This is a genomic window from Stenotrophomonas sp. BR163, assembly GCF_047520985.2.
Classification (GTDB): domain Bacteria; phylum Pseudomonadota; class Gammaproteobacteria; order Xanthomonadales; family Xanthomonadaceae; genus Stenotrophomonas; species Stenotrophomonas sepilia.
Genome location: NZ_JAXBRE020000013.1, coordinates 107,057 through 118,279 on the forward strand (window position 1 = coordinate 107,057; position 11,223 = coordinate 118,279).

Sequence of the window (11,223 nt, forward strand, 5' to 3'; positions counted from 1 at the left end):
GGCGGATCAGTAGCGCCAGGCCAGGCTGAAGCCGAATGTGGTGTAGTCGGTGGGGAAATGGGCGGGTTTGTGCAGCGCCGAACCCACGAAGCCATCCCAGGAAAGCCGCTGCCAGCCGCCGCGCAGGCCCAGTGCCATGCCGGCCAGGTCATGGCCGGACTGCCACTGCGCGGATGGGCCGCCGATGCGGCCGTAGTCGGCAGCCACGTAGAACTCCTGGCCGCCCCCGATACCGAGCGAAAGATCGTTGCGCAGCGACCAGCCACGCTCGCCGCTGAGCGAACTTTCACCGTCGAAACCGCGCACGGTATAGCGGCCACCGATGGCGAAGCGATCCTGTGGCGAGAGCGGTGTGCGGTTCCACTGCGCCCGCCATGCGGCGGTGTAGCGCAGGCGCTGCTTGCCCAGCTGGAACGGCACGCTGAACTGCGCGTCGGCGGTGATCAGCTTCATGCGCGAGGTGCCTTCCAGCGGCAACGTCGGGTCCCACAACTGCGCCATCTCTTCCGGCGAACGCAGTGCGTCGAAGGCGCCCGTGCCACGCCGGTAGGCCACGCTGGCATCGAGCGTGGCAGTGCCGATGAACTGCTTGTGGGTCAGGCCCAGTTCCCAGCCAGCGGTGCGGCGGCGCTGCACTTCGATCTCGGTATCGTCGATGTAGTTCTTCGACTCGCGCTGCCAGCCGCGCGCGTAGGCGCTGAACTTGACCTTGGCATTGCGCAGCAGCAGCCGGTCCACCCGCGCTTCGGCGTTGCGGCTGCGACCACTGTACTCGTAGCGTTCAAAGGCGCCGACCACGTTCTGGCTGTAGTCGTAGGCGCTGGCAGTAGCACCGAACAGCCAGTAGCCGTAGGGCACGTCGTAGTGCGCGGTCCAGCTGTCGGTGTCCTTGCCGCGGCCGTTGAACACGCCACGGCCCGCACTGACGTAGAACAGCTCGTTCAGGCCCAGCGGATTGTCCAGCGACAGCGTCGCGTTGGCCTGCAGCTTGCCGGTGCCGCGGCTGCCGGCATCGTCCAGGGTGACGCTGGCGCGCACCGGCGAGCGCTGCGTCCAGTCGATCTGCAGTTCGCTCTGGCCCGGCGCCGCGCCCTCGCCGTCGGCCGGCGCGATCTTGATGTCGGCGCTGACGGTGGGCACGCGCTGCAGGTTCTCCAGGCCCTGCTCGATGTCACGCAGGTTGAGCAGGCCGCCGCTGCGGATCGGCAGTGCATTGGCGAGGGCCGGATGCCGTCCCTGCGGATCGGAGAACACGGCCTCGCGGAACCGGCCCGGCACCACCGACAACGCCAGCGTGCCCTGCTTGAGGTCCTGCGGTGCCGACAGCACGCGCGTGGTGACATAGCCACGGGCGATGATCGCGTTCTGCACACGCTTCATCACCACGTTGATGCCTTCGGTCCCCAGGCAACGGCCGGTGGCCGGATCGTCGACCGGGTCGGCGGCCGCCAGTGCCCAGCCGAAGCGCTGGCTGCCTTCGCCTTCCAGCACGATGCGATCGATGCGTACGCACGGGTGCTCCTGCGCCGGCAGGCGGTCGCCCTCCTTCTGCGCGTCCCGCTCCAGGCGGACGTCGGGGCGTTGTTCCTGCTGCTCGCGCAGCACGCGTTCGCGCTCCTGCTGCCGCAGCAGTTCGTGCGCGGCGGGATCACCGGCCTGCTGGGCGGTCGCCGGCCATGCGGCAACGGCGAGCATCAACGACCAACCACGATGGAGCCTCGGCCCCGGGTGCTTCTTCCCTGTTTCCACGCTACGTTCCATTCGAAATCGTCCTGCCAGCGCCCGCGGTGCCAGCCGCGGTGCTGCAGGAACGTGAACCGAGGCTGCGCCACCATGGACAGCCACGGCATCGCGCGACAGGCGCAATGCCGGAGTACAGATCGGCCGGCGCGGGAGTTTCTGAAGGATGAATTTCCGGAGGGCGCGCGTCAGCCTGTGCAAAGGCTCGCGGCAAAGCGCTGGCAGGTTGCGGAACGAGCGTTCGCCTCGTGCCTGCAAAGCGGCGCATGCTGCTGCACGACAGCCGTGCAGCGAAGTGCAGCCGCGAAGTATGCGGTGCACGGCCCACGCCCGCAAAGCGAATCCGTTCAGCCGCACACGCCCTGCGCGCGGGTCACGCTACAGTCGGCGCATGACCATCGTCCTACAGATTGAAGGCGCCGCCATCGATGACATCGCCAGCCTGTACGCGGAGATCAACCGCGTGTTCATGGCTGGCGAGGCGTGGCAGCTCGGGCCGAGCCCTTTCCGTGCCGTACCGGCCTGCCTCCGGTGGCGGCAGCCCTGCGCCCCAGCAGTTACCATGGACGGCCCTGTACGCGCTCCGCTGCCGCTGCCATCCGGCGCGGCCGGATGCCCTGATCCACGAGTCCCATGTCCAAAGACAAGTCCGCCGAACATACCCCGCTGATGAAGCAGTTCTTCGCAGCCAAGTCCGAGTACCCGGACCTGCTGCTGTTCTTCCGCATGGGCGACTTCTACGAGCTGTTCTACGACGATGCGCGCAAGGCCGCGCGCCTGCTCGACATCACCCTGACCCAGCGTGGCAGCTCCGGCGGCGCACCGATTCCGATGGCCGGCGTGCCGGTGCATGCCTACGAGGGCTACCTGGCAAGGCTGGTGGCGCTGGGCGAGTCAGTGGCGATCTGCGAGCAGATCGGTGACCCGGCGCTGGCAAAGGGCCTGGTCGAACGCAAGGTGGTGCGCATCGTCACCCCCGGAACCGTCACCGACGAAGCGCTGCTGGACGAGCGCCGTGACACCCTGCTGATGGCGCTGTCGCGCACGAAGCAGGGCTACGGCCTGGCCTGGGCCGACCTGGCCGGTGGCCGCTTCCTGGTCAACGAAGTGGAAACCGACGACGCCCTGGAAGCCGAACTGGCCCGACTGGAGCCGGCCGAGCTGCTGGTGCCCGACGAAGAAAACTGGCCGGAATTCCTGCGCCAGCGCACCGGCGTGCGCCGTCGCGCCCCCTGGTTGTTCGACGCCGACAGCGGCCGCCGCCAGCTGCTGAACTTCTTCAAGCTGCATGACCTGAGCGGCTTCGGCATCGATGACAAGCCGCGCGCGACCGCTGCCGCAGGTGCCCTGCTCGGCTATGTCGAGGAGACCCAGAAGCAGCGCCTGCCGCACCTGACCTCGATCGCGATGGAAACCGCTGGCGAGGCGATCGCGATGAACGCCGCCACCCGTCGCCACCTGGAACTGGACACGCGCGTCGACGGTGATACCCGTAATACCCTGCTGGGCGTGCTCGACAGCACGGTGACGCCGATGGGCGGCCGCCTGCTGCGGCGCTGGCTGCACCGCCCGCTGCGCCTGCGCGAGGTCCTGGTACAGCGTCACCATGCGGTGGAAACCCTGATCGACCGCGGCAGCGACGCCGATATCCGCGAACAGTTCCGCCGCCTGGGCGACCTGGAACGCATCCTCACCCGCGTCGCGCTGCGCTCGGCGCGCCCGCGCGATTTCTCCACCCTGCGCGATGGCCTGGGCTTGCTGCCCGCCGTGCGCGAGGTGCTGGCGCCGCTGGATTCGCCGCGCCTGCAGGCCCTGCACGCCGCGCTGGGCGAGCATGACGCGTGCGCGCAGCTGCTGGCCAGCGCCATTGCCGAAATGCCGCCACTGAAGCTGAGCGACGGCGGCGTGCTGGCCGACGGCTTCGATGAAGAGCTGGACGAGCTGCGCCGCCTGTCCACCCATGCTGACCAGTTCCTGGTCGATCTGGAACAGCGCGAACGCGAAAGCAGCGGCATTCCCACCCTGAAGGTGGGCTACAACCGCGTGCACGGCTACTACATCGAGATCAGCAAGGGCCAGTCCGACCGTGCGCCGGTGCACTACACCCGCCGCCAGACGCTGACCAATGCCGAGCGCTACATCACCGAAGAACTGAAGGCGTTCGAAGACAAGGTGCTGTCCGCGCGCGACCGTTCGCTGTCGCGCGAGAAGTACCTGTACGAGCAGCTGCTGGACACCCTCGGCGAACAGCTGGAACCGTTGAAGCAGTGCGCCGCTGCGCTGAGCGAACTGGACGTGCTGGCCGCCTTCGCCGAGCGCGCGCAGGCGCTGGACTGGTCGCGCCCGGAACTGGAAACGGCACCGTGCCTGAAGATCGAGCGTGGCCGCCATCCGGTGGTCGAAGCGGTGCGTGAGCAGCCGTTCGAACCGAACGACCTGGACCTGCATCCCGACCGTCGCATGCTGGTCATCACCGGTCCGAACATGGGCGGTAAATCGACCTACATGCGGCAGAACGCGCTGATCGTGCTGCTGGCCCATATCGGCAGTTTCGTGCCGGCCAGCCGCGCTGTGATCGGCCCGATCGACCGCATCCTGACCCGCATCGGCGCCGGCGACGACCTGGCGCGCGGGCAATCCACCTTCATGGTCGAGATGGCCGAGACCAGCTACATCCTGCATCACGCCACCGCCCATTCGCTGGTGCTGATGGACGAGATCGGCCGCGGCACCTCCACCTACGACGGCCTGGCGCTGGCCGACGCGGTGGCCCGCCACCTGGCCCACCAGAATCGCTGCTACACGCTGTTCGCCACCCATTACTTCGAACTGACCGCGCTGGCCGACGAACAGCATGAGGGCGGCCGCAGTGGCATCGCCAACGTGCACCTGGACGCCGTCGAGCACGGTGAGGCGCTGGTGTTCATGCACGCGGTGAAGGATGGCCCGGCCAACCGCAGCTTCGGCCTGCAGGTGGCGGCACTGGCCGGCCTGCCGCGGGCTACTGTGGCGCAGGCGCGTCGCCGCCTGGCCGAGCTGGAACAGCGCGGCGGTGAAAGCCACGCGGCCGAACTGGCACCGCAGGCACTGGATGCACCGCAGCAGTTCGGCCTGTTCAGCGCGCCGTCCAGCAAGGCGCAGGAAGCGCTGGCGGCGATCGATCCGGACGAGTTGACGCCGAAGCAGGCGCTTGAGGCGCTGTACCGGTTGAAGACGCTGCTGTAACCGCGCCCGCAGGCAGGCCTGGGCCGAGCACGGGCTCGGCTCTACAACTCACGCCCTGCCTGTAGAGCCGAGCCCATGCTCGGCTCCACAACGACCCCGTCGCGCTCTGTCTGTAGAGCCGGGCCCATGCTCGGCTGCCTTCGCATTCCCGTAGTGCACGCAGCGTTATGCTCGGGCCGTCCTTCCTTCACAGAACAGAGACTGCCATGAACACCGAATCGCTCGCTGCATCCCTCTTCCAGCAGCTGCAGCAGGGCCAGGGCCTGCAGCAGGTGTCCCAGCAACTCGGCCTGGACAGCAGCCAGACCGCCCAGGCCGTCGGCAGCGCCCTGCCCCTGCTGCTCGGCGCGATGGGGCAGAACGCCAGTGAGCCGCAGGGCGCGCAGTCGCTGCTCAACGCGTTGCAGCGCGACCACAGCGGTGGCGGCGGTTTCGACCTGGGCGGGATCGTGGGCGCGGTGATGGGCGGGAGCGGCAGCGGCGCCACCGATGGCGCCGGCATCCTCGGCCACGTGTTCGGTGGCCAGCAACCGCAGGCGGCACAACTGCTCGGGCAGAAGACCGGTCTCGACAGCGGCACTTCGGGCAAGCTGCTGGCAATCCTCGCCCCCATCGTCATGTCCTTCCTGGCCCAGCGCTTCGCCCAGAGCGGCAACGCAGGCCAGCTGAGCCAGGCATTGGGCCAGGAAACGCAGCAGTCCGGCGGCATCGGCAACCTGCTCGGCGGCGTCCTGGACCGGGACGGCGACGGCCAGTTCGGGGCCAGTGACTTGATGAAGCTGGGCGCGGGTCTGCTGAAGCGTTGATCGGACACGACCGTCCTAGTCAGACGGCTCCATAGTTCGCCACTATCGCATCGGTTGAATCAATCGAATTTACCCATTGGTAGGCGCCACCTATCGTGGTCAGGCCTCCCCCGATTCCACCTTTCGCCAGTCCACAGGTAGAGACCCATGAAAAGCGAAGCGAAGTGCCCGTTCAACCATGCCGTCGTCGGCGACGCGACGACCAACCGCGACTGGTGGCCGAACCAGTTGCGCGTGGACCTGCTCAACCAGCATTCGGCGCGCTCCAATCCGCTCGATGCCGGCTTCGATTACGCCAAGGCCTTCAAGGGGCTGGACTACGCCGCGCTGAAGGCGGACCTGAAGGCGCTGATGACCGATTCGCAGGACTGGTGGCCGGCCGACTTCGGGCACTACGGTGGCCTGTTCATCCGCATGGCCTGGCACAGTGCCGGCACCTATCGCATCGGCGACGGCCGCGGCGGCGGCGGTCGTGGCCAGCAGCGCTTCGCACCGCTCAACAGCTGGCCGGACAATGTCAGCCTGGACAAGGCCCGGCGCCTGCTGTGGCCGATCAAGCAGAAGTACGGCCAGGCCATTTCCTGGGCCGACCTGCTCATCCTCACCGGTAACGTCGCGCTGGAATCGATGGGGTTCAAGACCCTGGGCTTTGCCGGCGGCCGCCCCGATACCTGGGAACCGGACCAGGATGTGTACTGGGGCCGCGAGACCACCTGGCTGGGCGGTGACGTGCGCTACAAGCATGGCTCGGAAGGCGTTGAAGAGAACCATGGCGTGCTCGTATCCGATGACGATGCCGACGGCGACGTGCACTCGCGCACGCTGGAAAACCCGCTGGCCGCAGTGCAGATGGGCCTGATCTACGTCAATCCGGAGGGGCCGGATGGCAACCCGGATCCGGTGCTGGCCGCGCATGACATCCGCGATACGTTCGGCCGCATGGCCATGGACGACGAGGAAACCGTCGCGCTTATCGCCGGCGGCCACAGCTTCGGCAAAACCCACGGTGCCGGCCCGGCCGACAACGTCGGCAAGGAACCGGAAGCCGCCGGGCTGGAAAGCCAGGGCCTGGGCTGGGCCAGCAGCTTCCGCAGCGGCAAGGGCGGCGACGCCATCACCAGCGGCCTGGAAGTGACCTGGACGCGCACCCCGGCGCAGTGGAGCCACGATTTCTTCGAAATCCTGTTCGGCAACGAATGGGAGCTGAGCAAGAGCCCGGCCGGTGCCCACCAGTGGGTGGCCAAGAACGCCGAAGCGGTGATTCCCGACGCGCACGACCCGTCGAAGAAGCACCGCCCCACCATGCTCACCACCGACCTGTCGCTGCGCATGGATCCGGCCTACGAAAAGATCTCGCGCCGGTTCCTCGCCGAGCCCCAGGCCTTCGCCGATGCCTTCGCCCGCGCCTGGTTCAAGCTGACCCACCGCGACATGGGCCCGCGCGCACGTTACCTCGGCCCGGAAATTCCGGCCGAACAGTTCATCTGGCAGGACCCGCTGCCGGAAGCACAGCACCCGCTGATCGACGCCAGGGACATCGCAGCGCTGAAGCAGCAGATCGCCGCAGCGGGCCTGAGCGTCGCCGAGCTGGTGTCCACTGCATGGGCGTCGGCTTCGACCTTCCGTGGTTCGGACAAGCGCGGCGGCGCCAACGGTGCGCGCATCCGCCTGGCGCCGCAGAAGGACTGGGAGGTGAACCAGCCGCAGCAGCTGGCCAAGGTGCTGGCCGCGCTGGAAAAGGTGCAGGCCAGCTTCAATGCCGGCGGCAAGCACGTGTCACTGGCCGACCTGATCGTGCTGGCCGGTGGCGTAGGTGTCGAACAGGCGGCCAAGGCCGGTGGCCATGAGGTCAGCGTGCCGTTCACCCCGGGCCGCACCGATGCCAGCCAGGAACAGACCGACGTCGAATCGTTCGCGGTGCTCGAGCCGGTCGCCGATGGCTTCCGCAATTACCTGAAGGGCGCCTACAGCGTGCCCGGGGAGGCGCTGCTGATCGACAAGGCGCAGCTGCTTACGCTGACCGCGCCGGAGATGACCGTGCTGGTCGGCGGCCTGCGCGTGCTCGGCGCCAATGCCGATGGTGGCAAGCACGGCGTGTTCACCACGCGCCCAGGCACGCTCAGCAACGACTTCTTCGTCAACCTGCTGGACATGGGTACGCAGTGGAAGGCCACCGGCCGCGAAAGCTACGAAGGCCGTGGCCGCACCGACGGTGCTGTGCGCTGGACCGGTACCCGCGCCGACCTGGTGTTCGGCTCAAACGCGGTGCTGCGCGCATTGGCCGAGGTCTATGCCAGCGCCGATGGCGAGAAGAAGTTCGTGCAGGATTTCATCGCCGCCTGGACGCGGGTGATGGAACTGGACCGCTACGACCTGCACGGTTGAGGCGATCGGGGTAGTCGCCGGGCATGGCCCGGCGCTACCGGCGCGCTCCACCGGGTGCGAAGCGTCGGTTCGCATGCTCTGCGCAGCAGATACGCCATTTCGGCTGGCGTCCCGCAGCGCGTGGACGCAGGCACGGTCCGGCGAGCTCTCGTTGAAGCCGTTGCCACCGCGCTGCGGCGTATCCCGGAAGGTGATGTCGCCGGCGAACGCCGGGGCTGCGTCACAGCGCGTCGATGTCCCCCAGCGCGCGGATCAACCGGCGTGCGCGCTTGTCCGGCTTGTGCTCCGGCGGCTGGAACCCGTCACGCGCGGCGATGCGCAGCGCACGCTGTTCGGCACGACGCGCCTTGGAGGCCTCGCTCTCGGCATACAGCTGCTGCGCCGTCGCTGCGGGCCCGCGCTGATCGCTCAGGCCGAGCACCTGGACCTCGAAATGCTCTTCACCACGGTCGACCTGAAGCTGCTCGCCCACACGCACCGCGCGTGAGGATTTCGGACGCTGCCCGGCAACGCTGACCTTGCCGGTCTCGATCGCCTGCTTGGCCAGGCTGCGGGTCTTGAAGAAACGGGCCGCCCACAACCAGATGTCCAGGCGGACACTGGGTGACAGCGGGGAAAGCTCGGGCATGGGGGCAGGCTACTCCAGTGGCTTGTTGAGGGGACGCGGGTTGTCCGGGTCGGCCCGGCAGCCGGTGCCGCCGATCAATGGCCGCACCCCGGAGGCCAGGTCCTGGCGCTGGCTGCCGACCAGGCACTCGGGACGGTCGGTTGGCCGGATCTGGGTATCACCCAGCCGGTCGTCCATCGAACATGCGGCCAATACAGCGCCGATCAAGGCCAGCGCCAACCTCCGCTCCACCTGCAGTCGTTGATGCATTGCCACATCCCGCGAACTGGCTTGGTGCTAGTGTGCGCCTCCCGGGATTCGATCACCACTCCATGGCCAAAGCGCCGCTTGACCTGACCTCCGGCCCGATCGGGCGCAATCTCCTGTTGTTCTCCCTGCCGATCCTGGCGGGCAACATCGCGCAGTCGCTGAACGGTTCGGTGAACGCGGTCTGGGTCGGGCGCTTCCTGGGCGAGGCGGCACTGACCGCCACCGCGAACGCCAACAACATCATGTTCTTCCTGATCGGCTCTGTGTTCGGTTTCGGCATGGCCTCCACCATCCTGATCGGCCAGGCGATTGGCGCGCGCGACATCGCGCAGGCGCGGCGCGTGGTCGGCACCAGCGCCACCTTCTTCATCGGCCTGTCGGTGATCATCGCCCTCGCCGGCTGGTTCATGGCCCATCCGCTGCTGGCGGCGATGGGCACGCCGGCTGCTTCGCTGCCATTGGCGGAGGCCTACCTGCAGATCATCTTCCTGGCGATGCCGACGCTGTACGCGTTCGCCTTCCTCACCGCCGCGCTGCGCGGTGCCGGTGATTCGCGCACGCCATTCCGTTTCCTGATGGTGTCGGTGGCGCTGGACATCGTGCTGAACCCGGTACTGATCTTCGGCGTGGGGCCGTTCCCTGCGCTGGGTATCGCCGGCTCGGCGTGGGCCACGCTGGTCGCGCAGACGCTGTCGCTGGCCGGCCTGCTGCTGTACATGCGGCACAAGCGCCACACCCTGTGGCTGGGCCGCGCCGACATGCGCCTGTTCAAGCTCGACATGACCATCCTCAAGGCGCTGGTGGTCAAGGGCGTACCGATGGGCCTGCAGATGGTGCTGATCTCGCTGTCGGTGATCCTGCTGATGACCATGGTCAACCAGTACGGGACCGACACCGGCGCGGGCTACGGCGCTGCCCTGCAACTGTGGAACTACCTGCAGATGCCAGCGATGGCGATCGGTGCAGCGTGCTCTTCGATGGCCGCACAGAACGTGGGGGCGCAGCGCTGGGACCGCGTGCGCGGCACCGCGCGCCAAGGCGTGCTGTTCAACTTCCTGCTGACCGGCGCGTTGATCCTGCCGCTGGTGGTGTTCGATCGCCAGCTGCTGGCGCTGTTCCTGCCACCGGCCAGCCAGGCGCTGGAGATCGCGCGCCACCTCAACCACGTAGTGATCGGCTCGTTCCTGTTCTTCGGCGTCAGCTTCGTGATCTCCGGCGTGGTGCGCTCCACCGGCGCGGTGATTCCGCCGCTGCTGATCCTGGCCGGCTCGCTGTGGGGCGTGCGCGTGCCGTTCGCCGAACTGCTGCAGCCTTACTGGGGCGCCGATGCGATCTGGTGGAGCTTCCCGGTCAGCTCGCTGGTGTCGATGCTGCTGTCGCTGGCGTATTACCGCTGGGGTGGCTGGCGCAAGGCGAAGATGATGGGCAAACCCTCGCATGCCGAAGCGCTGGCCACGCCCTCGGAGATTCCCGCCTGCCCACCCTCGCCGGTGGCCGACCCGGATGCGGCACTGGAGCCAGCGCCGCCACGTTGAGGTGGGTGCGGACCGTTGGTCCGCACAGGCCTGTCAGCCGAGCATGGGCTCGGCTCTACAGAAGACGGTCAGCGCTTCTTCTTCGCCGCGTTGAACGTCGCCGCCGCGCGCAGCAGCGCCTTGAACGCAGCGGCATCCGGCATCGCGCCTTGGTGGATATCGATCGCGCGCCGGGTGTTGCCGTCCAGGCTTGCGTTGAACAGGCCCTTCGGGTCCGGCAGCGCCGCACCATTGGCGAAGGTCAGCTTCACTACCTGCTTGTAGGTCTCGCCGGTGCACAGGATGCCGTCCTGCTCCCACACCGGCGTGCCGCGCCACTTCCAGGTTTCCTGCACGTCGGGCAGCGCTTCATGGATCAAGGCGCGCACGCGTGCCAGCGTTTCGCCGCGCCAGTCACCCAGTTCGGCGATGCGCGCGTCGATCAGTTCAGCGGCCGGTGTTCCGGCATCGGCAGGGTTCGGTGCATGCGTGACCATCAGCGGCTCTCGTCGGGAAGGGAATCGGAACGTCGGGGTTACATGCGCTCACCGGGCAACGCGGCGGCCTGGCGCACCCAGTCGCGGAACTGCGTTTCATCCAACGGGGCATCTTCGAAGATGTGCAGGTAACGCGTATTGGCGCTCCTGGACGGCTCGGGCGGCACTGGCGCCAGTGC

The 11,223-nt window shown here is 67.8% G+C and carries 8 protein-coding genes and 2 pseudogenes; 5 read left to right on the forward strand and 5 right to left on the reverse strand.

The genetic code is table 11. The features are described from left to right. Window positions 1-6: 6 nt before the first annotated feature. Window positions 7-1,695 carry a ShlB/FhaC/HecB family hemolysin secretion/activation protein gene (locus ACM0PY_RS12640; protein ID WP_414609419.1) on the reverse strand — a complete coding sequence of 563 codons (1,689 nt, stop codon included), beginning with the start codon at window positions 1,693-1,695 and terminating at the stop codon, window positions 7-9. Window positions 1,696-2,131: 436 nt separating this feature from the next. Here ACM0PY_RS12640 and ACM0PY_RS12645 point away from each other — a divergent pair. The 4 genes and pseudogenes from ACM0PY_RS12645 to katG all read left to right on the forward strand — a co-directional run. Further along, a pseudogene (locus ACM0PY_RS12645) lies at window positions 2,132-2,242 on the forward strand (barstar family protein); the annotation flags it as partial. A 131-nt stretch (window positions 2,243-2,373) separates the two neighbouring features. Further along, window positions 2,374-4,965 carry a DNA mismatch repair protein MutS gene (mutS, locus tag ACM0PY_RS12650; RefSeq protein ID WP_111201628.1) on the forward strand — a complete coding sequence of 864 codons (2,592 nt, stop codon included), beginning with the start codon at window positions 2,374-2,376 and terminating at the stop codon, window positions 4,963-4,965. Between the two features lie 206 nt (window positions 4,966-5,171). Then, on the forward strand, window positions 5,172-5,771 hold the full coding sequence (locus ACM0PY_RS12655) for a DUF937 domain-containing protein (protein WP_134970735.1): 600 nt from the start codon (window positions 5,172-5,174) through the stop codon (window positions 5,769-5,771). Between the two features lie 147 nt (window positions 5,772-5,918). After that, window positions 5,919-8,156 carry a catalase/peroxidase HPI gene (gene katG, locus ACM0PY_RS12660; RefSeq protein ID WP_134970733.1) on the forward strand — a complete coding sequence of 746 codons (2,238 nt, stop codon included), beginning with the start codon at window positions 5,919-5,921 and terminating at the stop codon, window positions 8,154-8,156. A gap of 220 nt (window positions 8,157-8,376) precedes the next feature. Here the strand turns inward: katG and ACM0PY_RS12665 are convergent, their stop codons facing one another. Both ACM0PY_RS12665 and ACM0PY_RS12670 read right to left on the reverse strand, forming a co-directional pair. Beyond that, window positions 8,377-8,784: an RNA-binding S4 domain-containing protein gene (locus ACM0PY_RS12665; protein ID WP_005415742.1), complete on the reverse strand. Its 408-nt coding sequence runs from the start codon at window positions 8,782-8,784 to the stop codon at window positions 8,377-8,379. 9 nt (window positions 8,785-8,793) lie between these two features. Next, window positions 8,794-9,033 (reverse strand): hypothetical protein, encoded by a 240-nt coding sequence (locus ACM0PY_RS12670; RefSeq protein ID WP_088496961.1) that lies wholly within the window; start codon window positions 9,031-9,033, stop codon window positions 8,794-8,796. Between the two features lie 62 nt (window positions 9,034-9,095). Here ACM0PY_RS12670 and ACM0PY_RS12675 point away from each other — a divergent pair, with 62 nt between their 5' ends. Continuing rightward, a complete protein-coding gene (locus tag ACM0PY_RS12675) occupies window positions 9,096-10,568 on the forward strand; it encodes an MATE family efflux transporter (RefSeq protein WP_134970731.1) in 1,473 nt (490 codons plus the stop codon). Between the two features lie 68 nt (window positions 10,569-10,636). Here the strand turns inward: ACM0PY_RS12675 and ACM0PY_RS12680 are convergent, their stop codons facing one another. Together ACM0PY_RS12680 and ACM0PY_RS12685 are read right to left on the reverse strand one after the other, a co-directional pair. Then, window positions 10,637-11,044 carry a DUF1801 domain-containing protein gene (locus tag ACM0PY_RS12680; protein WP_134970729.1) on the reverse strand — a complete coding sequence of 136 codons (408 nt, stop codon included), beginning with the start codon at window positions 11,042-11,044 and terminating at the stop codon, window positions 10,637-10,639. 38 nt (window positions 11,045-11,082) lie between these two features. Continuing rightward, window positions 11,083-11,223: pseudogene (locus ACM0PY_RS12685) on the reverse strand (DUF1801 domain-containing protein); the annotation flags it as partial.

Coding starts and splice junctions, on each gene's coding strand:
- katG (WP_134970733.1), top strand. CDS start 5,919: ATGAAAAGCGAAGCGAAGTGCCCGTTCAACCATGCCGTCGTCGGCGAC.
- ACM0PY_RS12675 (WP_134970731.1), top strand. CDS start 9,096: ATGGCCAAAGCGCCGCTTGACCTGACCTCCGGCCCGATCGGGCGCAAT.
- ACM0PY_RS12655 (WP_134970735.1), top strand. CDS start 5,172: ATGAACACCGAATCGCTCGCTGCATCCCTCTTCCAGCAGCTGCAGCAG.
- ACM0PY_RS12670 (WP_088496961.1), bottom strand. CDS start 9,033: ATGCATCAACGACTGCAGGTGGAGCGGAGGTTGGCGCTGGCCTTGATC.
- mutS (WP_111201628.1), top strand. CDS start 2,374: ATGTCCAAAGACAAGTCCGCCGAACATACCCCGCTGATGAAGCAGTTC.
- ACM0PY_RS12640 (WP_414609419.1), bottom strand. CDS start 1,695: ATGCTCGCCGTTGCCGCATGGCCGGCGACCGCCCAGCAGGCCGGTGAT.
- ACM0PY_RS12680 (WP_134970729.1), bottom strand. CDS start 11,044: ATGGTCACGCATGCACCGAACCCTGCCGATGCCGGAACACCGGCCGCT.
- ACM0PY_RS12665 (WP_005415742.1), bottom strand. CDS start 8,784: ATGCCCGAGCTTTCCCCGCTGTCACCCAGTGTCCGCCTGGACATCTGG.